This is a genomic window from Niallia laureatilytica, from assembly GCF_046613985.1.
Classification (GTDB): Bacteria; Bacillota; Bacilli; order Bacillales; family Cytobacillaceae; genus Niallia.
The window spans coordinates 915,738-937,262 of sequence record NZ_JBKKHP010000001.1 but is presented as its reverse complement, the minus strand read 5'-3'; the positions used below and the strand labels follow the sequence as shown (position 1 = coordinate 937,262).

Below are 21,525 nucleotides of genomic sequence, written 5' to 3'. Positions count from 1 at the left end.
CATAATGATTATTTTTCACTGCCCTTTTCTTCTGTTTTTTCTTCCTTCTTATCATTCTTATTTTCTTCTTGTTTCTCAGACTCATCTTTCTTTGGTTTTTCAATTTTGAGTCCATAGCTGATATTGTGGATGTGGAATGTAGCAATTCTGATAATCTCTTCATTATGAACGATTGTGATATACTCTAGGTTAATGTCATCCAATACGCCTTCAACTGACTCTTTGCCACCGCGATTGATTTTTACCCAATTGTATTTTAAGCTTTCCATTACTTCAAAAAGAGTTGGAGCAGTTACAAATGTGAATAATTCTGGTATTTCAAGTTCAAATGGAAGACCCTTTTTTGTGTTCTCTGTCAGGCTTTTGATGTGATGTGTTAAATAATAAACGACACCATCTGCTTCAGTAAGAAGAGTGAAATGGTCTTCGCTAACTCCTAATAATTTCCCGATACGAGACTCAGGGCCTCCCCTATCCACTTTAATTGTTTTACCTACTAATGTCTGTAATACTTCTTTATTCATCTCCAAATAACCTCCTAGTTATGTTTTCCATGTATGATATGTGTCAGGGCAAGACAATGTACTATGTTACCTGCCTATTTATGTAAATGACTCTTTTTTGTGCATGTATTAATTAGGCATTATATTTATAATTGCAATGCCGGGATATAGGGAAAACGTATATTTTTATAGATATCAGTAAAATTCCGAACAAAAATTATAATAAATCATACAATTAACCAAAAAAGAAAATGATTAATTTGTGGGGTATATTTGAAATAAAGAAAATGGAAGGTTGGGAGATAGAATTGTTGGATTCTGTAATGAAAAGAAAGGATCTCATAAAAAATAGACCTTACTTTGTACGTATTGGTAGTAGGCAATCAAGTATACATATTAAAATCTGGGATATAGTCTAATTGTATTCCAAGTTTTTTTTTAGGTGAAAGGATTTTTGTTGCTCATTTAACAAGCTGTTTATGTTCTTTCATTTCCTTATAAAAACAACTATATAGTTGAAAAATACTGTGCTATGATAAAATCATTGGCAAATTTTACGAAAGTAAAAGACGCAAAGCCACGGGCCTAAAGCAACAGCAATGGCAGCCGGGCTGCCAGGAATCTTAAGTCCTGCATACATACAAATTACTCCTTTCTTAAGTTTGCCAAAGTTAGAATTAGGAGTGGTAACATTGGAAGTCAGGGTTGTTATTGCAGACGACTCTTTATTTATGAGAACTTACATAAAAAATCTATTAAATAACAGCAAATACAAAGTCATCGGGGAAGCATCTGACGGCTGTGAGGCTGTATCGGTATACAAAGAGCTGAAGCCGGACATCCTTATCCTCGATTTAACGATGGATTGTATGGATGGGATGACAGCATTGCAAAGGATTATGGAATTTGATTGTGCTGCAAGAATCATTATTTGTTCCGCGATGGGACAAAGCAGAAATGTTACAGCTGCTTTAAAGCATGGTGCGAAGGATTTCATCGTAAAGCCATATTTTGAACGATTCCTGCTGACATTAGATAACATATCATAGAGAAGGAGGGTGCCTTTTACGGTATCCTTCTTTTTTTATAAATTAGGGTGAGTGTCACGCTTTTTGCCATTTTTCATACAATACGTTGTAGCACTTTAACAAGAAATGGGGACTGTATGCGATGCCAACCTCCTATATGGACTATACAAAGCCTAATATCAGCTATTTTTCTGACGTTAATAGGAATCGTCTAAACACTCGAAATGCTGATAATTATATTAACCGACTAGGCAGGGATGTGTTAAACACTCTCGGTGAGGTTTCTTTATTAGATATTTACTTGAGCAGCAAAAAAGTGGTCGAACCTCATTACCATCAGAACGCTGCAGAACTTGTCTACTGTATATCTGGATCTGCAGTTGTCTCACTTATCAATCCATTTACCAATAAAGTATCCAATATTCCCATTAAACCAGGTCAAGTAGCCAACATACCCCAAGGCTGGTGGCATTGGGAAATAGCCTCGGAAGATAGAACTCATCTGCTTGCCATCTTTGACGCTCCGTACCCTGAATATATATTTGGTTCTGATATCCTTACAAAAACACCAGTCGAAGTGCTCGCTCACACGTATTGTCTCGACCCAGTCCAATTAAAAAAGATACTTGCACCATTAAAGAATGAAACGATAGTAATTGGACCAACAGACGAATGTGTCCAAACACAGCACAGTCGAAATAATGAAACTTCTTATTATAATCACGGATATTATCCCTACAGCACGCAGCAGCCATATTATTCTAATGGCCGTTATTAAAGGACACGATAGATTGGAAAAGTAATGCCTTGTCCTGCGAATTGTAGGGAAAATCAGAACTAAAGGGAAAGCGTATATCAAGCGTATAAACGATAAAAAATGCCGTCCATTTTAAGGATATACAGTCACTCCAATGCTTTTCCCCACATAATATATTCAGACTATAAAATATACCCATCCCATAGTTCATAGCTGGCAAAGGCAAGGAGGGTTACACTACTTGAAGGAGAATGAATTTACTCACAAGCCATTATTAACAAAAAGGGAAAGAGAAGTATTTGAACTGTTGGTCCAAGACAAAACGACCAAGGAAATCGCGAGTGATTTGTTCATCAGCGAAAAAACAGTTCGCAACCATATTTCTAATGCGATGCAGAAGCTGGGCGTTAAGGGGCGTTCACAGGCTGTTGTAGAACTCCTAAGAATGGGAGAACTAGAGCTATAAGCTAACGAAAGGTGACTTTATAAAAAGCTGACTAAAAGAATCCTACCAATGGGAAGGATTACTTACGGCTTTTTATGTCACCTTTCAAAGTTTTACCTGAAAAAATACATAATGAGTTGCAAAAAGAAGCTGTGTCAAAAGTACTTAAAATAACAAATCCGAATTATTATGCGATATTCTAATGAAACTTGCTCATAATAGTTTGGTTTTTTTCTGTTGGATAAAATGATTGAAGGCCTTAACGGAGTGGAGCGGAGGGTACTCGATATCTCGGCTATAAGAGAAAATTATTTATTATTCATTTTCAAAGATATATTTTGTATTGTTCAAGCCTCTTTTTAGTTGTCACAGCAATATAAAGGCATTTTAGTCTATACGTTTACGATTTGCCCAATCTAGACTATAATTATTATTAAGTAATGAGGATGATAGATAAATTGGACAGATAATAGGAGATGTAGCAATGAATGTAGAAGAAAAAAACTCAAAAGAGTATTTAGATATGATAGCAATCATTGAAAAAGATATGAGATACATTTCTGGAATCATTAAGCAGAAGGGTCGGGAAATCCTAAGTAATTATACGATTACTCCGCCTCAATTTGTTGCATTGCAATGGCTTTTTGAAGATGGGGACATGACAATCGGCGAATTATCTAATAAAATGTATCTTGCCTTCAGCACAACGACTGATTTAGTAGATCGGATGGAAAAGAACGAATTGGTGCAGCGTGTCAAAGACCCGAATGACCGCCGTGTCGTGCGCATCCATTTATTAGATGAAGGAAAAAGGCTGATTGACGAAGTAATCAAAAAAAGACAAATGTATTTACAAGAAGTGTTGGGTAATTACTCACTAGAAGAAGTTGGACATTTGAAAGACAACTTTATTAGACTACATCAAGAAATGCGGGAAAAATGAGGCGGTAAGTTTGGATAGACCAATAGGTGTTATAGATTCTGGAGTTGGCGGTTTGACTGTTGCAAAAGAAATCATGCGGCAGCTGCCAAATGAAAAGATTATTTATTTAGGTGATACAGCAAGATGTCCATATGGACCAAGATCTGGAGAAGAAGTAAAAGCATTCACATGGGAATTGACAAGATTTCTGTTGCAGAAAAACATTAAGATGCTTGTCATTGCCTGTAATACAGCAACAGCTGTTGCCCTTGACGAAATAAAGGAGCAGCTGTCCATTCCTGTCATCGGTGTGATTGTTCCCGGAGCTAGAACTGCGATTAAAGTGACGAGGAACAATTATATAGGCATGATTGGAACTATCGGTACGGTGAAAAGTAAAGCATATGAAAAGGCTCTTAAGCAAATAAACAAAAAAGTCCGCACGGAAAGTCTTGCATGCCCTAAATTCGTTCCCCTTGTGGAAAGCGGAGAGTACGATGGACCGGTAGCGAAACGCATCGTCAGACAAACGCTTGCTCCTTTTAAAGGCAGTGACATTGATACACTGATTCTTGGTTGTACACACTATCCCCTTTTAGAAAAAGTGATAAGAGAGGAAATGGGGGACAAGGTTAAGGTGATCAGCTCCGGTGCTGAGACAGCGCGGGAAGTAAGTACAATTCTTGCTCACAGTGAACAGCTGGCATCACCCCAGGAAAAGAACGAGCATGAGTTTTATACAACAGGTTCCAGCGATATCTTTGCAAGAATTGCATCAGATTGGCTCGACCAGAAAATTGAAGCAGTAGAGACGATTAAACTCTCCTAAAGACTAGGCAGCTTATGCTTAGTCTTTTTTATATGGATTAAAAAAAATTTGGAGAGCTCGGTCTAAATTTAGAAATAGCTCGTATACATATTAGTACAAACTGTCTTAGGAGTGATTAATGATGTCTAAGAATAAAAAGCTAACGATTTTGTCTGCTGCATTCGTATCAACAGTTATGCTATCTGGCTGTGGCCTTTTTGGTGGAGATAGTGGAAAAGAGAGTGTCGATCCGCCGCAAGAAACTACATATACGGATAATGCGGCAGAGGAAACGGCAGCCAAGGCTGGAGAAGAAGCAACTGCAGCTGATTCCATGCCAATCGAGCTTTATTTAGTCGATAAAGATGGATTTGTTGTTCCGCAAACCTTAAATATCCCTAAAACTAACAGTGTTGCGAAGGAAAGCCTTGAGTATTTAGTGAAGGATGGTCCTGTCACAGAAATGCTGCCAAACGGCTTCCAAGGCGTGCTTCCTGCTGGCACAAGTGTTAGTGTTAATATTAAGGATAAAGTTGCTACAGTTGATTTCTCAAAAGAGTTTAATGACTACGAAGCAAGTGATGAGTCAAAAATTATGCAGTCCGTTACATGGACATTAACTCAGTTTGATACAATTGATTCCGTTAAACTGCAAGTTAATGGCAAAGAATTGAAAGAAATGCCTGTAGCTAAAACCCCGCTTCAAAGTACCTTGACAAGAGCAGACGGAATCAATATTGATACGAAAGATGTTGCCGACATCACAAACACAAAACCGCTTACGGTTTACTATGTTGGCGGAGAGACTGGCGAATACTACTATGTTCCAGTAACAAAGCGTGTTAGCAATTCAGAAGAAAATAATATTGCTGCTGCAGTAGGGGAGCTTGCGGAAGGCCCTGGAACAGGATCTGCTTTGGCAACATTTATGGAGCAAGATGTAGCGCTGTTGGATGACCCTGTTGTCACAGATGGAAAAGTTACATTAAACTTCAATGAGTCTATTTATAACAGCGCAGATGGAGAAGAAAAAACTGTTTCTGATGATCTGTTAAATTCCTTAGTGCTGTCACTGACAGAACAGGAAGGAATTGAAAGTGTCGCTATTACGGTGAACGGTGAACAAGACCTTGTTAATGAGGAAGGAAAAAGCCTCACAGAACCAGTGTCTCGTCCTGAAAAAGTTAATACTGGAAGTTTCTAATAAGAAGGCTGCGCTTATGCAGCCTTTTTTAGTTTGTAGGAACTTTTCATATATGATTGGACTGTCCTATTTTTTGATAGTAAAATGTAAGAAGAAAAATCAAGAGTTACATAATTAAAAAACGCAGCAGGAAGTGGGAGCAAAATGAAAGAAGTTATTATCGCAACAAAAAACCGAGGCAAAGCGAAAGAATTTGTGGAAATGTTTGAACCACTAGGCTACTCTGTCAAAACATTGCTTGATTACCCAGAAATAGACGATGTAGAAGAAACAGGCACTACATTCGAGGAAAATGCGGTATTAAAGGCAGAGACAGTGTCTAAGCTGTTAGGAAAGGTCGTTATTTCCGATGATTCCGGATTGATGGTTGATGCATTAGAAGGCAGACCAGGTGTCTATTCTGCTCGCTATGCAGGGGAGCAGAAAAATGACCAGGCAAATATGGATAAAGTTCTAAGAGAGTTAGAAGGAGTTCCGCATGAAAAGCGAACAGCACGCTTTTGCTGTACCTTAGCTATTGCTAATCCGGAAAACAGAACACAAACCTTCACAGGAACTTGCGAAGGCGTTATTTTAGAGGAAAAAAGAGGAGAATACGGCTTTGGCTATGATCCAATTTTCTTTGTAAAAGAAGAAGGGAAAGCAATGGCTGAATTGCCGCCAGAAAAGAAAAACAGCATCAGCCACAGAGCGAATGCACTGAAAAAACTAAAAGAACAGCTGTCAGATGTTCTTTAAGGAGAGGAATGGACAATGAAGGTTCTAATCGTCAGTGACAGCCATGGACTTGTGGACGAGCTTCAGCAACTAAAGGAAAGGCATAAGGATGAAGCAGATCTGTTTCTCCATTGCGGAGACTCAGAGCTCCCAGCTGATGACCAAGCCATCGCTGGCTATGTCGTAGTTCAAGGAAACTGCGATTATTACGCAAAATATCCAGAAGAAACAATACAAGAAGTGAACGGAAAAAAACTTTTAATGGTTCACGGCCACCTCTATGGCGTGAAATCATCTGTCAGCAGATTGCTGTACAGAGCAAAAGAGGTTGGCGCGCAAATTGCCTGCTTCGGCCACAGCCACTACCTTGGCATGGAAATGATTGAAGATGTCCTCTTCATCAATCCAGGCAGTCTTCGTCTTCCAAGAGGAAGAATGGAAAAGACATATGTCATTCTCACAGTCGAAGATAAATCATTAAAAACAGAAGTATACGATTTTAATTCAGGGCTGCTCTCTGAATTAACAGCAGAGTTCCCACTGTAAAAACTTTCTGAAGAGGAAAAAAGATAATTTTCCTCTTCAGGAAAAAAACTTTCAAAAACATGTTGACTTTATTTCGCCTAGAACATATAATAAATATTGTCCTGATGAGGACGTTAAATAAATATTCAAAGCCATGTCCCAGTAGCTCAGCCGGATAGAGCATACGCCTTCTAAGCGTACGGTCGGGAGTTCGAATCTCTCCTGGGACGTCCTAACAAAAACCACTTATGAATTCTTTCGTAAGTGGTTTTTTGTTATAAACTCTAATTTCTTTTTTATGGTGATTTTAGTTGTCTTTGATATTAGACTATCAGCTATTTACTAGCATTTAATTTTGCGAAGCAAATTTCCATTATGGTTTTTTCCAGTGTGGCAGGAGGTATGTACTCCACTATCGGCTACCAAAATACATATTATATTTTAAGTGTTGTTGTACTGGTTATTACAATTATGTCAATTTACACTTTAGAAAATGATAAGAAGCATAAAAAGATGAAGGTTTCCGGCAGTTTTTCCCCAATAACTGTGAAAAAATAGTTTCATAAAAAAAAGCATCCATCGGGTGCTTTTTTTATCTTTTGGATAAGGCTGTCAAGAAATACAAAAACCAAACAGCATGGTTTTGTTCATCCATCGCTGCCCTTTTAAATGATTCTTTAATAAAATTATTATTTGTGCTGTCAGAGATTTCTAAATAAAAATCGACAGCTTCTTGTTCGTCTACAAAGGCAGAATTAACTCCTGCATGATAATTTTGCGGGCAGGCTTCTGAAATGGCAGCTGAGTGCTTTTGACCAGTGAGCTCGGTGTAAATATAGGAGAACATATTATAATGGTTGATTTCGTCTCTGCGTATCTCGTTAATTATCTTTCTTTCTCGTTTAGTTGGTGCTAATGATTCTAATTGTTTGTAACAGTGAATAGCGGCATACTCCTCATCTATTGCCTTTGCAATTTTTGCGGCGAGCTCTTTGCTACGCTGTTGAAATGATGCATAGTCATAGTATAAATGCACAATTAATCATCTCCTTGCAGTCGTTATAGGTTACTATATGCCGTCTGGGGATTAAGGAAACATGTCCGATTCTTAAAAGGGGAACCTCATAAATAACGAGGAATATTGTTCAGGGGGGCGATCGAAGTCTATTTCGCTGTTTTTAAAACTCGTACTAGCTTTACATCAGGATTCTTTCGCTGCTTCTGCACCTTTTTAATTCCTTCTGTACCAACCATACTGCCAATCATGCTGATGATTATACTCGAACACATCCATTGCAAGGCATAATAAATGCCAGAACCGACTATTATATCGAGAATCATAATTCTTTTAATCACAGACCCTTCTATTACAACAACAAGAAATACCTGTTCCTTTTTTTTAGCCAATTGCGTCACTCCTTCCCATTTAGATTATGTGCTGTACTGCTTGGCTTATTCAAAATAAAAAATCACTTCATCATGAGTGACTTTTGATTCAACCTATTTATTGGGCGGAAATTTATCTTAGAACTCATTTTTTTAATCTATTGTTGATTATTTTTTGTGAATTTATAACAGGGGATAAGAGATATAGATGGAATATATAGACAAGAGCTTTTTTAAAAGTTATAGAGAATGGTGGGGGGAATCATGAAAATAAAGACATCTAGGCTGCTAATCCGCGAGTTTAACGATAATGACTGGCAGGATGTAATTCGTTATACTTCCAACAGTAATGTAATGCATTATATCCCTGAAGGTGTGATGACGGAAGAGAAAACAAAACAATTTGTGCGGAAAAATCAAGGTCAGTCTGCTGAATATTTTCCTGTCATATTAGCTGTGGAAAATAAGCTGATTGGTCATCTCGGTTTTTTTAAGTACTTCGGTGATCATACCTATGAAATCGGCTGGGTGTTCCATCCTGATTACTGTAACAAGGGCTATGCTTCAGAAGCGGCCAAGGCTATGATTGGATACGGATTTGAACATATGCAGCTTCATCGGATTATCGCCACATGTCAGCCAGAAAATATTGCTTCCTTTAAAGTGATGGAGAAGATTGGCATGCGCAGAGAAGGATATTTTAAAAAATGCATTCCGGCAGGGGAAAACTGGTGGGATGAATACTATTATGCGATATTAAGCGAAGAATGGAAATGAATCAGATTAACCTGTATGTTCAAAGGGGTTGCATAAGCAAACGTATAATCGGCATATTAACCCCTAAACTATGCGCAGCCAAGTTTTACTCTTTGTTGCGCATCAAATAATAAATAAGCAGCTTCTGTGTATTATTCTTAAGGTTTGTATTATAAAAGCGGTGTGGTTCATGATATCCCCTGCAGTAAAAATCATATTCTGTAGCAAATCCGTCATTTTTGCCCCGTTGTACTCTCAATTGATTCCTTTTCATATCCTCCTTGATTACTTTCAAGTCGGCTTGCACCTTCAGCATCGTATGTTCAATCAGATTCAAATAAACATTTTTGATTTTAAAAGAAGTACCCTCTATTTTTTTGCGATCATATTCCAATACAGATAATACAAGGGCAAGATGTACGGATTGGCTGATTAATCTTCGATCTGAATCAAGTATTGCTGTCATGTCCCTAATCTCCTATTCCGCTCTCTTGCTTGAGAGGAGACTAGCAAATGGCACAAAATGAATATGATGCTCTTTATCCTTAATCCGCAGCTCTTTTTTTAGATAATCAATAAAAACAGTCGTTCCATATAGCGAATGAATGGAGTCAGCGAATGTTAGCTTGTATTCAAGCGTCCAGTTATACTCCATTGCTTCATGTATGAGCATGTCGATGTCTGCTGGGAAACCTCCGTCTGTTTCTGCGCTATTCTCAGTATCCTCCTTTTCCGGCAGTTGCCGAGTAATCATTGCAGTCCATTTCATTCTTCCTTTGTCTTTAATCAAGTTATCCATCTCCTTTTGCTCTAAGTAAAATATACCAGAACAAATGTTCTTTATCAAGGTTGATTTGGAACGTTTGTTCGTATATAATATATGCAAGAAGGGAGTGAATTATTAGATGAATCGTCAATTGGAAAGAGCGTTAAAGGAAAACAAAGAAATTGAAATTATTTATATGAGCGGCAATGAAATCTTCTCTAAAAGGACCATTCTTGTTCGGGAAGTGAAGGGTAACTATATTAAAGCCTTTTGTCTGCACAGAAAACAGCCAAGAATTTTTAAACTGGATTCAATTCTCGCAGCTTCTTATCCAGGAATGAGAGGAAGGAAAAATGCATAAAAAACCCTGTAATAGGGATTTAACGTTTTCTTGCTATCCAGGATGCCGGTTAATCTTCTCAACGCCGACGTGAAGATAAAAGGATATTTACGCTAGGTGATGCAAGGAGAATAACAGCGACTTCCTCTCCAAAATAACATTGCAGAAGTTTTAATAGAAGTTTCGCCGATTCCAACCTTTTTAAATCAGTAAGATTGCAGCAATAGCTGAAATCTGTCACCGCATGTGCTACTCCTACACTATTTTTTCCACTTCAAGCAATCAACAAAATATTCGCATGTTTAATTTGCTGATCGTATAAGGCCAACGTACCAGAAAACTTGTGAAAGCTGTAATAGGAGTTATGGCCTCATTTAATTATTTTATCGTTTTTACTGTTATCATTTTATAGTGAAAGCACTAATTAGCAAGGCAAAGTACTCCTTGATTAGCTATCCTTTAAGAAATTCTAAAATCCTTATTCCAATATAACTTTGCATTCTTTTCCTCTTTAAACTGCTAATTTCTGTGGAGGTGATAGATATTGTATGACGCAGTGCTTTTGTTACATCATTTGTTAGTTTTCCTAAAAAGGGAGCTTCGTCTATAATTGTTAAAATGGAAAAATAAACTAGTGTAAACGGTTAAGAAATGGTGAATTGGATATATTGAAGATATAACCCTATCGTTTTTGTAAAAAAGTTCACAAATTGTTCATAAAAAAGTTGCAAACGCTTACTAATTTTAGTGTATACTATACATATAGTAAATTCTAACTATGATAATTATTTGTGAAAATAGATGAAACAGATAGGAGTATAAGGCAAAGGAGGAGAAGCAATGATCTTAAAGGAGCTGGCAAGAAATCGTCAACTAGTCATTAACTACTATAAAAATGGTCTTTTGCAGACATGCAAAGGCAATGTAGAAATGCTGAATCTGCATGAGCAGACAATTGGCTTAAAAGATGAAAAGGAAAATATCCTGCAGATAAAGCTATCATGGATACATGACATTACACCGACAGCAGGTTGAATACACATATTTTTGCAACCGCTTTCCTACTGGGGGGGCGGTTCTTTTGTAAAAAACCTGTTAGGAATTCTGACAAGATAATATACAGCACTCTCATTATCGTATTATAATGAATTCTCCATAATCAAAAATGGCAGGCTAAGAAGAGTAAGAATAAGTAAGAATAGAACAAAGTATTCGGAATAAAAAAATTTTTTGTAATTTTTCAAAGTACAGGCATCATTTATTTATCAATATTGTAAGCGTTTACTGAGTATTATTTTTTGTTTGAATTATCGAACAATTCTTAAAAAGGGTGTTGACTCTTGTTTCAAATCGGCGTAAGATAACCTCAACAAAAGCAAAACGGAGCTGATAAATACAGCTTTGAACTTTGTTGAAACCATTTGAAATGCTGTTTAAGAAAAATCCTAATAGCCTAAATAAAAGATAATGAAAAATACGATGATGAGGATAAGTAGTTTCTAATTTTGGGATTCCACAGAGAGCCGGTGGTTGCTGAGAACCGGTGAAGCCGATTAGAAATGAACTCACCTCTGAGTGTTAGCTTGAAACACAAAGTGAAGTAGAGCTGACCGAGTGACACGCCACTCGTTACCAAAAACGAACGAACTGTTCATTGAGTGCATACATGTGTTTCATGTATGAATGAGGGTGGTACCGTGGAAAGCTGAAATGGCCTTTTCACCCCTTTGTCTACTTATAAAGTATACATTGGGGGTGTGAAGGCTTTTTTTATGATATAGGTCTATTTTAGCTGTTGTAACATCGTAATCGCGCTGTTTGATCATTGGAGAAAAGGAACCACTTTAATAAGGAGGTTATATTGATGATACAGAAAACCGCCTTTGAAGAGACGAAGGCTAAAACGAAGCCATTAACTGGGGCAGATCTTTTGCTGCAAGCTTTGGAAAAAGAAAATGTGGAATGTATTTTTGGCTATCCAGGAGGAGCAGTACTTCCTATTTATGACAAAATATATGACTCGAAAATATTTCATGTTCTTCCTAGACATGAACAAGGCGGAATACACGCAGCCGAAGGCTATGCACGTATCTCTGGAAAACCAGGTGTTGTGATTGCTACATCAGGACCTGGTGCTACAAATATAGTAACAGGCCTTGCTGATGCAATGATGGATTCGTTGCCACTCGTTGTTTTTACAGGACAGGTAGCTACAGGAGTAATCGGGACAGATGCTTTCCAAGAAGCAGATATTCTTGGGATAACAACACCGATTACAAAATATAATTGCCAAATCAGAAACTTGGAAGACATTCCGAAGATTGTAAAGGAAGCTTTTTATATCGCAACAAGCGGAAGACCAGGTCCAGTGCTTATCGATGTGCCGAAAGACATTGCTGCAACTGTGGCCGAGGAACCGAGGGAGCAGGAAGTGGACTTGCCGGGTTATCAGCCTACAACAAAGCCGAATTATCTGCAAATCCGAAAGCTGACTGAGGCTGTCAGTTCAGCAAAAAAACCAGTTATCCTAGCTGGCGCAGGTGTTATCTTTTCTAAGGCGTCAGAAGAGCTAAAAAGCTATGCTGAGCAGCAGCAAATACCGGTTGTTCACACATTGCTTGGCTTAGGAGGGCTGCCTGCTGATAATTCCTTGTTTGTTGGAATGGGTGGAATGCATGGCTGTTATGCAGCAAACATGGCTTTATATGAGTGTGACTTGCTCATAAATGTCGGTGCGAGATTTGATGACCGTTTAACGGGTAACTTGCAGCATTTTGCACCAAATGCAATCAAGGCCCATATTGATATTGATCCAGCTGAAATTGGCAAAATCATCCCGACAAAAATACCTGTTGTTGCAGATGCAAAAGAGGCTTTAACAGAGCTGATCAGCCAAAATGGTAAGCAATCCGAGCATAAAGACTGGTTAGAAAAGATTGAAAATTGGAAAAAAGACTATCCTTATTATTACGAAAATTCCGACAAGTTGAAACCACAGCAGGTGCTTGAACTTCTTCATGAGAAAACAAACGGCGAGGCAATTGTAACAACAGATGTTGGCCAGCATCAAATGTGGGCAGCTCAGTACTACCGCTTTAAAGACCCTAACAAATGGGTAACTTCAGGCGGACTAGGAACAATGGGCTTCGGATTGCCGTCAAGTATCGGCGCGCAAATTGCCGATAAGGATGCAACAGTCCTTTCAATCAGCGGTGACGGCGGCTTTCAAATGTGCAGTCAGGAATTGGCTCTTATTAGGGAGTTGAATTTGCCAATCAAAATTATCATTTTCAATAACCAGGCATTAGGAATGGTAAGACAATGGCAGGAGTTCTTTTATGAATCACGATTCTCTCACAGTAAAGAATCAGTTCAGCCATCCTTTGTTAAGCTTGCTGAAGCATATGGAATTAAAGGGTATCAAATTTCGAATGTGGAGGATGCTGACAAGATATTGGATGAAGTGCTTCATGACAGGGAGCCGGTTGTTTTAGACTTCCGCATTGATCCAAATGAAAATGTTTATCCAATGATTGCTCCAGGCAAAGGTTTACACGAAATGGTAGGGATGAAGCCATGAAAAGAATAATCAGTTTAACAGTGCTGAATAAATCAGGTGTTTTAAACCGGATTACTAATCTATTTTCGAAGAGAAACTATAATATTGAAAGTATTTCTGTGGGTCATACAGAGCAGGAAGGCGTCTCAAGAATCACATGTGTTGTGCATGTTGATAGTGAAGGAGTCATTGAACAGGTGACGAAACAGCTCAACAAACAAGTCGATATTTTAAAGGTCGTTGATATTACAGACCAGGCTATCGTTGAAAGGGAGCTTGCGCTAATTAAGGTGCTTGCGACGCCTTCAACACGAAATGAGCTTTACTCCTTGATTGAACCTTTCCGGGCATCTGTAATTGATGTGAGCAAAGAGAGCCTTGTCATCCAGATAACCGGCGAATCATCAAAGGTTGAAGCATTCATTGAGTTGATAAGACCATATGGAATTAAAGAAATTGCCAGAACAGGAACAACGGCATTCCCTCGTGGTTCTCAGAAAAACACTAGTCAAAGAAACCATTACTCTATTGTTTAATTAAATTTATATAAAAACAAATCTACTAATAAGGGAGAAATTTAAAATGGCGAAAATGTACTATAACGGAGATGCAAGCTTAGGATATTTTGAAGGAAAAACAGTTGCTGTAATTGGATATGGATCCCAAGGCCATGCACATGCTTTAAATATGAAGGACAGCGGAGTAAATGTTATCATCGGCTTACGACAAGGAAAATCATGGGATAAAGCAGCAGAGGACGGCTTTGATGTATATTCAGTAGGCGAAGCGACAGCAAAAGCGGATGTTGTTATGATTTTGCTTCCAGATGAGCAGCAAACAAAGGTTTATAATGAAGAAATTAAACCGAACTTAACAAATCAAGCATTGATGTTTGCACACGGCTTCAATATTCATTTCAGCCAAATCGTACCGCCATCTTCCAGCGATGTATTGTTGGTAGCGCCAAAAGGCCCAGGTCACTTAGTAAGAAGAACGTTTGAACAAGAAGCTGGAGTACCTGCATTATTTGCCATCTACCAAGATGTAACTGGTGAAGCTAGAGAGCTTGCATTAGCTTACGCAAAAGCAATCGGATCATTGCGCGCTGGAGCTTTGGAAACAACATTTAAAGAAGAAACAGAAACAGATTTGTTTGGTGAGCAAGCAGTATTATGCGGTGGTTTGACTGCACTAGTAAAAGCTGGTTTCGAAACATTGGTAGAAGCTGGTTACCAGCCTGAATTAGCATACTTTGAGTGTTTACACGAGCTGAAATTGATTGTTGACTTGATGTATGAAGATGGAATGGCTGGAATGAGATACTCTATCTCAGATACTGCACAATGGGGCGATTTTGTTACAGGACCAAGAATCGTGACAGAAGATGTGAAGAAAGAAATGAAAGCTGTATTGACAGACATCCAAGAAGGGAAGTTTGCAAAAGGCTGGATCTTAGAAAACCAAGCGAACAGACCAGAGTTTAATGCAATTAATGCTAGAGAAAGCGAGCATTTGATTGAGAAAGTCGGCAAAGAACTTCGTTCAATGATGCCGTTTGTAAAAAGCTCACGTAAAAAAGAAGTGGTTGGCAGCGGCCAAAAGTAAAACCTAAATTTATACTGGTTTTGCTCTAAGTTGAGCATAAACAAAGACGGTGCAGGGTTCATTCCCTGGACCGTTCTCTACAAAAAAACAAACACTGGCTGTTCATCCATGGGCTAGGAGGTCGCGATAAATGAAGAAGAAAATTGCCGTATTGCCGGGAGATGGTATCGGACCAGAGATCATCCAAGGTGCAATTGACGTCTTGCAAGTAATAGAAGAAAAATTTGGTCACTCATTTGAGTATGAATATGCTAATATTGGCGGCTGTGCCTTTGAACAAGAAGGAACTCCGTTGTCAGACGCAACGATTTCCCTCTGCAAATCTAGTGATGCCATTATGCTTGGAGCAGTTGGTGGTCCGAAGTGGGATAATCTGCCTGTTTCCCAAAGACCAGAACAAGGTCTGCTTCGCATCAGGAAAGAGCTGAACCTTTTTGCTAATTTAAGACCAACTAAATATTTTGAGAGTTTAGCAGCTGCTTCTCCGCTGCGCCAGGATGTCATTGAAAATGTTGACTTAATCATGGTTAGAGAACTGACTGGCGGTATTTATTTTGGTACTCCTAGTGAAAGAAGATCAATTAACGGAGAACCAGGAGCTGTTGATACACTCCTTTATACAAAAGAAGAAATCGACCGCGTTTTAGAAAAGGCATTTGAAATAGCGAAAACTAGATCTAAAAAGGTTACCTCTGTTGATAAGGCAAACGTGCTAGAGTCAAGCAGACTTTGGAGAGAGTGTGCGAATGAGATGGCAGCGAAATATCCTGAAATTAAGCTTGAGCATATGCTCGTAGATAATGCAGCGATGCAGCTTATCAGCAATCCAAGACAGTTCGATGTAGTAGTCACGGAAAATATGTTTGGAGATATATTAAGTGATGAGGCAAGTGTGTTGACAGGATCATTGGGAATGCTTGCATCTGCGAGTATTTCACAAGCTGGTCCATCCCTTTATGAACCAATTCACGGTTCGGCTCCGGATATCGCTGGACAGAATATTGCTAATCCCTTGGCAACCATCTTGTCTGCAGCAATGATGCTCCGTCTGTCTTTTCATATGGAGCAGGAAGCGCAGGCTATCGAAGATGCAGTAGGCCAAGTGCTGACACAAGGCTACCGGACGAAGGATATTCTATCTGCAGATACTACATTGCTTACTACTTCACAAATGGTGGAGCAAGTAAAAGCGGAAATTATCAAAACCCTACAAACAGTTGAAGTAAGATAAATAGAGAGAATGGTAAGAAAATTGGAGAGATACAAAGGATAATATTATATAGAAGAAAAAAGTCGAAAGAAAGGGGAGGACCATAATGGGCAAGTCCATTATTGAGAAAATCTGGGAAAAGCATATTGTTCATCGGGAAGAGGGAAAACCGGATCTGCTGTACATCGATCTTCATTTAGTGCATGAAGTGACATCACCACAGGCATTTTCAGGGCTTAGGATGAAAAACCGCAAAGTCCGCAGACCAGATCGCACCTTTGCTACAATGGACCATAATGTTCCAACAATCAATCGCTTTAAAGTGGATGATGAAGTAGCATTGAATCAAATGACAACATTGGAAAAGAACTGCCTTGAATTTAATGTTCCCTTGGCAAACTTGGAGAGTCCCGAACAAGGTATTGTCCATGTCATTGGTCCAGAGTTAGGACTTACACAGCCAGGAAAAACGATTGTTTGCGGTGACAGCCATACATCAACACATGGTGCATTCGGTGCATTAGCATTCGGAATTGGTACAAGTGAGGTAGAGCATGTATTGGCGACACAAACTTTATGGCAAACAAAGCCGAAAACTCTAAAAGTAGAAGTGAACGGTAAATTGGCTGAAGGTGTTAACGCTAAGGATGTCATTTTGTATGTTCTTTCCAAGCATGGAGTGAACTTTGGAACAGGTCATGTTATTGAATATACTGGTGAGGTTATCAGAAATTTAAGCATGGAAGAAAGAATGACTATTTGCAATATGTCCATTGAAGGCGGAGCAAGAGCTGGGTTGGTATGTCCGGACGAAACAACATTCAGCTATTTGCGAGGCAGAAAATATGCTCCTGAAAACTTTGAAGAGGCAGTAAAAGCGTGGGAGGAAATAGTGTCAGATGAAGATGCTGTTTATGATCATGTCATTGAAATAGACGGCAGTGATATCGCACCAATGGTAAGCTGGGGAACAAACCCGTCTATGACAGCGAAAGTTGATGACAGAATCCCGACAGAGAATGATTTTGCAGATGAAACAGACCGCCGTGCTTTAAAGAGTGCCCTTCACTATATGGGACTTAAAGAAGGACAAAACATTAAAGATATTGCAATCCAGCATGTTTTCATCGGTTCCTGCACAAATTCTAGAATTGAAGACCTACGTCAGGCAGCAAGTGTAATTAGCGGTCAAAAGGTGCATCCAGGTGTCCGTGCATTAGTCGTACCAGGTTCACAGCAAGTAAAGAAGAAAGCAGAAGAAGAGGGTCTGGATAAAATCTTTACAGAAGCAGGCTTCGAATGGCGAGATGCAGGCTGCAGTATGTGCTTAAGTATGAATAATGATGTTGTCCCAAGTGGAGAGCATTGCGCATCTACCTCTAACCGTAATTTTGAAGGACGACAAGGAGCAGGAGCAAGAACACATCTGGTCAGTCCGGCAATGGCAGCGGCAGCAGCGTTGAATGGACGTTTTGTCGATATAAGAAAAGGCAATGTAGCAGAACTTGTATAAGGAAAAAGGAGGGACGTCCCATGGGCGGTTTTAAGAAATTGGCCGGAAAGGCCGTGGCGATGGATCGTGTAAATGTGGACACAGATCAAATCATCCCTAAACAATTCTTAAAAAGAATTGAAAAAACTGGATTTGGACGCTTTGCTTTCTTTGACTGGCGTTATAAGGAAAATGGTGAACCGAATCCTGAATTTGAGTTGAATTTCCCTGAAAATCAAGGGGCGACTATTTTGGTTGCAAACAAGAACTTCGGCTGCGGATCTTCTAGGGAGCATGCTCCATGGGCGTTGAATGACTACGGCTTCCAAGCTGTAATTGCACCGTCATTTGCCGATATTTTTTATCAGAATTGCTTGAAGAACGGCATGCTGCCTATAGTGCTCGAAGCAGGTGAAGTAGAATACTTGTTAAAGGCGGCAGCGCATCAGCCATATACCCTTCATATAAATTTAGAAGCAGAACAGGTAGAGGATGAGAGCGGCTTTACCGCTAAATTTTCCATTCATCCATACTGGAAGAAAATGCTGATTAATGGCTGGGATGAAATCCAAATTACTTTGCAGTATGAGGATAGTATTACAGCATATGAAAACAACATTAATACATTTGAATTAGCGAAATAACAGAAAAAGAGTTTTCGAACGGTGGATGCTTGATATTGCAGAGATGGAGCTGCATGCAGAATCAAGGTATTTACACCGCAGGAAGCTCCTTTTTCTTTTTTGGAATCTTTAGGCAATGTTGCAATAAAAACCGCAACCATGCTAAACTAGCAAAAAATAGAATAATTAGGGTGTTATGACATGAAGAAACGGGATTTGACCAAAAAAGGCAATATCATCCTTTTCCCTGATTTGGACCAACGTTATTTAGAAAAAGGTTTGGAAGCTGTTCAAGACAGAGATTTCCAGGAGGCTGTTTCCTTCTTAGAGAAGGCAATGGAAATCAATCCTGATAACAGTGAGATAAAAACAGGGCTTGTTTTAAGCTATTATGAGCTGGGCATGCTGCGGGAATCCAAACTAATGGCGAAAAGCATGCTAGAGGAAGGGCAGGGCGATTACCTGCAAGTATTGGATCTATATATGATGATTCTTGTTCAGCTCCATGAATATGATGAGATTGTGTCGACTATTGAAATACTGCTTGAGGACGGACATATCCCAGCCGGAAAAATGGAGCATTTCTCCAAACTTCTCGATTTCAGCAGAAGGATGGCAGCATTAAGCGACACAGCTGAAGAGGAGTATGTATTTGAGGACATAGGCACAGACAAGCTTGAACTGTCTGCCATTCATGATCAGAATGAGATGCTGCTGCTTGCAGCCAAATTAGAGAAGGCAAATATACGGCCATACATAGAAGAAATAAATGAATACTTGGAAAATCTTGAAGCAAACCCATTTTTCCAGTCTATGCTTTTAAATATCCTGAAAGAGCAGGAGTATGACAAACCGATATGTATAAGGAAATTGGGCAGAGAGATGACTGTTGTCCCTGAAAGTTTGGACGATATCCGTTTCCATAAGCAAGCTGTTGACATCAAGAGTGTTCTAAAAGACCAACTTGAGCATGAGAATCCAGTAATGCTCGAGAATATTAACGCATTGCTTGAACGTCACTTCTTCCTGCTTTTTCCGTTCACACTTGAAGGGAAAACGAGTGCTGTATGGGCAGCTGCCTACCATTCTATCGTTCAAGAGTACTATGGAATGGGTGCTGAAATGGGAGAGGATTTACCTACTCTTTATCATGTTTCTTTTGATGAAGTGGAAGATGCAAAAGCGCTAATTAATAGATTAGAGGAAATTTCTTATCCTAATATGTAGCTTGGATGTTGAAACAACATGAACGTATGATATAATGTAATGGTTGCATTCTTAAAATGCGAGCGTGTATAACATTAGTAGATACCTGCTTTTAGTTATATAGAGCTGACATCTGCCGAGTTATTCGGAGATGTTCGTATCAAAATTCTCTATTAAAATAAAAGTACTATCTAAACAACTGTTAGAAGTATTGAAAAGTAGAATAGATTGTTGGAGGGAAATATAGTTATGTCAGCAAAATGGGAAGCATTAGAAGGGAACCGTGGTGTTCTAACAATTGAATTGGATGCTGAAAAGCTAAACGAAGGTTTAGATCTTGCATTCAAAAAAGTAGTAAAAACAGTTAATATTCCTGGATTCCGTAAAGGGAAAATTCCTCGTGGAATGTTCGAACAACGTTTCGGTATTGAATCATTATACCAAGATGCAATCGATATTCTATTGCCTGAAGCTTATGCTAACGCAATCGATGAAACAGGCATTGAGCCAGTTGATCGTCCAGAAATCGATGTAGAGCAAATCGAAAAAGGAAAAACACTTATCTTCAAAGCAACTGTAACTGTTAAACCAGAAGTTACTTTAGGTGATTACAAAGGCCTAGAAGTAGAAGCTGTTGACACGAATGTTACAGATGAAGATGTAGATGCTGAAATCAAAGCATTGCAAGAAAAACAAGCTGAATTAGTTGTTAAAGAAGATGGGAAAGCTGAATTAGGCGATACAGTTGTTATCGATTTTGAAGGTTTCCAAGACGGAGTTGCTTTCGAAGGCGGCACTGCTGAAAACTTCTCATTAGAACTTGGTTCAGGCCAATTCATCCCAGGCTTCGAAGAGCAATTAGTTGGTCTTGCAGCTGGAGAAAAGAAAGAAGTAGAAGTATCATTCCCAGAAGAGTATCATGCTGCTGAGCTAGCTGGAAAACCTGCTACTTTCAAAGTAACTCTTCATGAAATTAAAGGAAAAGAGCTTCCAGAATTAGATGATGAGTTCGCTAAAGATGTAGATGCTGAAGCAGAAACATTAGCAGAGCTTAAAGAAAAAATCAAAACTCGCCTTGAAGCTGACAGAAAGCATCAAGCTGAACATGCAGTTCGTGACACTGTAGTGGAAAAAGCTGCTGCAAATGCTACAATCGATATCCCATCTGCAATGGTTGATACAGAAATCGACCGCATGATGAACGAATTCGAACAACGCTTGCAAATGCAAGGAATGAACCTTGACCTTTACTTCCAATTCTCAGGTCAAGACGAAGCTGCACTTAAAGAACAAATGAAAGAAGATGCAGGACAACGTGTTCGCGTTAACTTGACTCTAGAAGCTATCGTAAATGCAGAAAACATTTCCGTTTCTGAAGAAGAAGTTACAGCTGAACTAGATAAAATGGCAGAAATGTACAACATGAGCACAGATGCTATTAAACAAGCACTAGGCGGCGTTGAGAATCTGCAAATGGATCTAAAAATCAGAAAAGCAATCGATTTCCTTGTAGAAAACAGCAAAACTGTTGCATAATAGAAGTAGATAAAAATAACTAAGGCGCGAAGTATCGTGCCTTAGTTTTATATTAGTAATAACCAACATATAATAAAGTCACAAGACTTTAATTCCCTCACTTTTCTTGTACAGGAATTTATACATATAAAAAGAGT

25 protein-coding genes, 1 tRNA gene, 1 riboswitch and 1 other annotated feature are annotated in these 21,525 nt (G+C 38.9%); of the genes, 21 read left to right on the top strand and 5 right to left on the bottom strand.

The window, feature by feature from the left end; translation table 11 throughout:
* Nucleotides 1–8: 8 nt before the first annotated feature.
* Entirely contained in the window at nt 9–524 is a 516-nt protein-coding gene (locus ACLIJJ_RS04780; protein WP_233318271.1) for a hypothetical protein, read from the bottom strand.
* Nucleotides 525–1,039: 515 nt separating this feature from the next.
* Nucleotides 1,040–1,122, top strand: a riboswitch (cyclic di-GMP riboswitch).
* 73 nt (nt 1,123–1,195) lie between these two features.
* On the opposite strand from ACLIJJ_RS04780, the gene ACLIJJ_RS04775 reads away from it, so the two are divergent.
* The 10 genes from ACLIJJ_RS04775 to ACLIJJ_RS04730 all read left to right on the top strand — a co-directional run bounded on the left by ACLIJJ_RS04775 (nt 1,196) and on the right by ACLIJJ_RS04730 (nt 7,467).
* A complete protein-coding gene (locus tag ACLIJJ_RS04775) occupies nt 1,196–1,552 on the top strand; it encodes a response regulator (RefSeq protein WP_251644869.1) in 357 nt (118 codons plus the stop codon).
* Between the two features lie 121 nt (nt 1,553–1,673).
* The gene (locus ACLIJJ_RS04770; RefSeq protein ID WP_233318275.1) at nt 1,674–2,309 is read left to right on the top strand and encodes a cupin domain-containing protein; all 636 of its coding nucleotides are present in this window, start codon (nt 1,674–1,676) and stop codon (nt 2,307–2,309) included.
* A gap of 220 nt (nt 2,310–2,529) precedes the next feature.
* A complete protein-coding gene (gene gerE / locus ACLIJJ_RS04765; protein ID WP_016201768.1) occupies nt 2,530–2,754 on the top strand; it encodes a spore germination transcription factor GerE in 225 nt (74 codons plus the stop codon).
* Between the two features lie 463 nt (nt 2,755–3,217).
* Nucleotides 3,218–3,676, top strand: a complete 459-nt coding sequence (locus ACLIJJ_RS04760) for a MarR family winged helix-turn-helix transcriptional regulator (RefSeq protein ID WP_233318277.1) — start codon at nt 3,218–3,220, stop codon at nt 3,674–3,676.
* Nucleotides 3,677–3,686: 10 nt separating this feature from the next.
* The gene (gene racE, locus ACLIJJ_RS04755; RefSeq protein ID WP_233318279.1) at nt 3,687–4,484 is read left to right on the top strand and encodes a glutamate racemase; all 798 of its coding nucleotides are present in this window, start codon (nt 3,687–3,689) and stop codon (nt 4,482–4,484) included.
* A gap of 121 nt (nt 4,485–4,605) precedes the next feature.
* Nucleotides 4,606–5,667 carry a GerMN domain-containing protein gene (locus ACLIJJ_RS04750; RefSeq protein WP_237942331.1) on the top strand — a complete coding sequence of 354 codons (1,062 nt, stop codon included), beginning with the start codon at nt 4,606–4,608 and terminating at the stop codon, nt 5,665–5,667.
* Between the two features lie 144 nt (nt 5,668–5,811).
* Nucleotides 5,812–6,405: an XTP/dITP diphosphatase gene (locus ACLIJJ_RS04745; protein ID WP_233318281.1), complete on the top strand. Its 594-nt coding sequence runs from the start codon at nt 5,812–5,814 to the stop codon at nt 6,403–6,405.
* Between the two features lie 15 nt (nt 6,406–6,420).
* A complete protein-coding gene (locus ACLIJJ_RS04740) occupies nt 6,421–6,930 on the top strand; it encodes a metallophosphoesterase family protein (RefSeq protein ID WP_237941780.1) in 510 nt (169 codons plus the stop codon).
* A 135-nt stretch (nt 6,931–7,065) separates the two neighbouring features.
* Nucleotides 7,066–7,139 (top strand) — tRNA-Arg (locus ACLIJJ_RS04735).
* A gap of 100 nt (nt 7,140–7,239) precedes the next feature.
* Nucleotides 7,240–7,467 (top strand): MFS transporter, encoded by a 228-nt coding sequence (locus ACLIJJ_RS04730; protein WP_411410633.1) that lies wholly within the window; start codon nt 7,240–7,242, stop codon nt 7,465–7,467.
* Nucleotides 7,468–7,501: 34 nt separating this feature from the next.
* Here the strand turns inward: ACLIJJ_RS04730 and ACLIJJ_RS04725 are convergent, their stop codons facing one another.
* Both ACLIJJ_RS04725 and ACLIJJ_RS04720 read right to left on the bottom strand, forming a co-directional pair.
* Nucleotides 7,502–7,945 (bottom strand): ferritin-like domain-containing protein, encoded by a 444-nt coding sequence (locus tag ACLIJJ_RS04725; protein ID WP_233318288.1) that lies wholly within the window; start codon nt 7,943–7,945, stop codon nt 7,502–7,504.
* A gap of 128 nt (nt 7,946–8,073) precedes the next feature.
* Complete coding sequence (locus tag ACLIJJ_RS04720; protein ID WP_233318290.1) at nt 8,074–8,316, bottom strand: hypothetical protein; 243 nt, start codon at nt 8,314–8,316, stop codon at nt 8,074–8,076.
* A 243-nt stretch (nt 8,317–8,559) separates the two neighbouring features.
* Between ACLIJJ_RS04720 and ACLIJJ_RS04715 the strand changes: the two genes are divergently transcribed.
* Nucleotides 8,560–9,072 carry a GNAT family N-acetyltransferase gene (locus tag ACLIJJ_RS04715; protein ID WP_411410597.1) on the top strand — a complete coding sequence of 171 codons (513 nt, stop codon included), beginning with the start codon at nt 8,560–8,562 and terminating at the stop codon, nt 9,070–9,072.
* 85 nt (nt 9,073–9,157) lie between these two features.
* Here ACLIJJ_RS04715 and ACLIJJ_RS04710 read toward each other — a convergent pair whose 3' ends face one another.
* Together ACLIJJ_RS04710 and ACLIJJ_RS04705 are read right to left on the bottom strand one after the other, a co-directional pair.
* Nucleotides 9,158–9,517 (bottom strand): YhjD family protein, encoded by a 360-nt coding sequence (locus ACLIJJ_RS04710; protein ID WP_233318295.1) that lies wholly within the window; start codon nt 9,515–9,517, stop codon nt 9,158–9,160.
* A gap of 12 nt (nt 9,518–9,529) precedes the next feature.
* Entirely contained in the window at nt 9,530–9,841 is a 312-nt protein-coding gene (locus ACLIJJ_RS04705; RefSeq protein ID WP_233318297.1) for a YolD-like family protein, read from the bottom strand.
* A 115-nt stretch (nt 9,842–9,956) separates the two neighbouring features.
* Between ACLIJJ_RS04705 and ACLIJJ_RS04700 the strand changes: the two genes are divergently transcribed.
* From ACLIJJ_RS04700 to tig, 10 genes are all read left to right on the top strand, one after another.
* A complete protein-coding gene (locus ACLIJJ_RS04700) occupies nt 9,957–10,178 on the top strand; it encodes a WYL domain-containing protein (RefSeq protein WP_233318299.1) in 222 nt (73 codons plus the stop codon).
* 819 nt (nt 10,179–10,997) lie between these two features.
* A complete protein-coding gene (locus ACLIJJ_RS04695; RefSeq protein ID WP_233318300.1) occupies nt 10,998–11,192 on the top strand; it encodes a YolD-like family protein in 195 nt (64 codons plus the stop codon).
* Nucleotides 11,193–11,627: 435 nt separating this feature from the next.
* Nucleotides 11,628–11,887 (top strand) — a binding site (T-box leader).
* Between the two features lie 134 nt (nt 11,888–12,021).
* On the top strand, nt 12,022–13,737 hold the full coding sequence (gene ilvB, locus ACLIJJ_RS04690; RefSeq protein ID WP_233318302.1) for an acetolactate synthase large subunit: 1,716 nt from the start codon (nt 12,022–12,024) through the stop codon (nt 13,735–13,737).
* Nucleotides 13,734–14,252 carry an acetolactate synthase small subunit gene (ilvN, locus tag ACLIJJ_RS04685; RefSeq protein WP_233318311.1) on the top strand — a complete coding sequence of 173 codons (519 nt, stop codon included), beginning with the start codon at nt 13,734–13,736 and terminating at the stop codon, nt 14,250–14,252. Before ilvB ends, ilvN begins: the two co-directional genes overlap by 4 nt.
* A gap of 46 nt (nt 14,253–14,298) precedes the next feature.
* Complete coding sequence (gene ilvC, locus ACLIJJ_RS04680) at nt 14,299–15,321, top strand: ketol-acid reductoisomerase (RefSeq protein ID WP_233318313.1); 1,023 nt, start codon at nt 14,299–14,301, stop codon at nt 15,319–15,321.
* 130 nt (nt 15,322–15,451) lie between these two features.
* Nucleotides 15,452–16,552 (top strand): 3-isopropylmalate dehydrogenase, encoded by a 1,101-nt coding sequence (gene leuB, locus ACLIJJ_RS04675; protein ID WP_411410596.1) that lies wholly within the window; start codon nt 15,452–15,454, stop codon nt 16,550–16,552.
* Between the two features lie 85 nt (nt 16,553–16,637).
* A complete protein-coding gene (gene leuC, locus ACLIJJ_RS04670) occupies nt 16,638–18,044 on the top strand; it encodes a 3-isopropylmalate dehydratase large subunit (RefSeq protein WP_233318317.1) in 1,407 nt (468 codons plus the stop codon).
* A 20-nt stretch (nt 18,045–18,064) separates the two neighbouring features.
* Nucleotides 18,065–18,667, top strand: a complete 603-nt coding sequence (gene leuD / locus ACLIJJ_RS04665) for a 3-isopropylmalate dehydratase small subunit (protein ID WP_233318319.1) — start codon at nt 18,065–18,067, stop codon at nt 18,665–18,667.
* 180 nt (nt 18,668–18,847) lie between these two features.
* Nucleotides 18,848–19,873 (top strand): tetratricopeptide repeat protein, encoded by a 1,026-nt coding sequence (locus ACLIJJ_RS04660; RefSeq protein WP_411410595.1) that lies wholly within the window; start codon nt 18,848–18,850, stop codon nt 19,871–19,873.
* Nucleotides 19,874–20,101: 228 nt separating this feature from the next.
* Nucleotides 20,102–21,388: a trigger factor gene (gene tig, locus ACLIJJ_RS04655; protein WP_233318323.1), complete on the top strand. Its 1,287-nt coding sequence runs from the start codon at nt 20,102–20,104 to the stop codon at nt 21,386–21,388.
* Nucleotides 21,389–21,525: the final 137 nt, after the last annotated feature.

Coding starts and splice junctions, on each gene's coding strand:
- ACLIJJ_RS04660 (WP_411410595.1), top strand. CDS start 18,848: ATGAAGAAACGGGATTTGACCAAAAAAGGCAATATCATCCTTTTCCCT.
- ACLIJJ_RS04750 (WP_237942331.1), top strand. CDS start 4,606: ATGTCTAAGAATAAAAAGCTAACGATTTTGTCTGCTGCATTCGTATCA.
- ACLIJJ_RS04770 (WP_233318275.1), top strand. CDS start 1,674: ATGCCAACCTCCTATATGGACTATACAAAGCCTAATATCAGCTATTTT.
- leuD (WP_233318319.1), top strand. CDS start 18,065: ATGGGCGGTTTTAAGAAATTGGCCGGAAAGGCCGTGGCGATGGATCGT.
- ilvB (WP_233318302.1), top strand. CDS start 12,022: ATGATACAGAAAACCGCCTTTGAAGAGACGAAGGCTAAAACGAAGCCA.
- tig (WP_233318323.1), top strand. CDS start 20,102: ATGTCAGCAAAATGGGAAGCATTAGAAGGGAACCGTGGTGTTCTAACA.
- ACLIJJ_RS04745 (WP_233318281.1), top strand. CDS start 5,812: ATGAAAGAAGTTATTATCGCAACAAAAAACCGAGGCAAAGCGAAAGAA.
- ACLIJJ_RS04760 (WP_233318277.1), top strand. CDS start 3,218: ATGAATGTAGAAGAAAAAAACTCAAAAGAGTATTTAGATATGATAGCA.
- ilvN (WP_233318311.1), top strand. CDS start 13,734: ATGAAAAGAATAATCAGTTTAACAGTGCTGAATAAATCAGGTGTTTTA.
- leuC (WP_233318317.1), top strand. CDS start 16,638: ATGGGCAAGTCCATTATTGAGAAAATCTGGGAAAAGCATATTGTTCAT.
- ACLIJJ_RS04710 (WP_233318295.1), bottom strand. CDS start 9,517: ATGACAGCAATACTTGATTCAGATCGAAGATTAATCAGCCAATCCGTA.
- ACLIJJ_RS04740 (WP_237941780.1), top strand. CDS start 6,421: ATGAAGGTTCTAATCGTCAGTGACAGCCATGGACTTGTGGACGAGCTT.
- ACLIJJ_RS04715 (WP_411410597.1), top strand. CDS start 8,560: ATGAAAATAAAGACATCTAGGCTGCTAATCCGCGAGTTTAACGATAAT.
- leuB (WP_411410596.1), top strand. CDS start 15,452: ATGAAGAAGAAAATTGCCGTATTGCCGGGAGATGGTATCGGACCAGAG.
- ACLIJJ_RS04700 (WP_233318299.1), top strand. CDS start 9,957: ATGAATCGTCAATTGGAAAGAGCGTTAAAGGAAAACAAAGAAATTGAA.
- ACLIJJ_RS04780 (WP_233318271.1), bottom strand. CDS start 524: ATGAATAAAGAAGTATTACAGACATTAGTAGGTAAAACAATTAAAGTG.
- ACLIJJ_RS04695 (WP_233318300.1), top strand. CDS start 10,998: ATGATCTTAAAGGAGCTGGCAAGAAATCGTCAACTAGTCATTAACTAC.
- ilvC (WP_233318313.1), top strand. CDS start 14,299: ATGGCGAAAATGTACTATAACGGAGATGCAAGCTTAGGATATTTTGAA.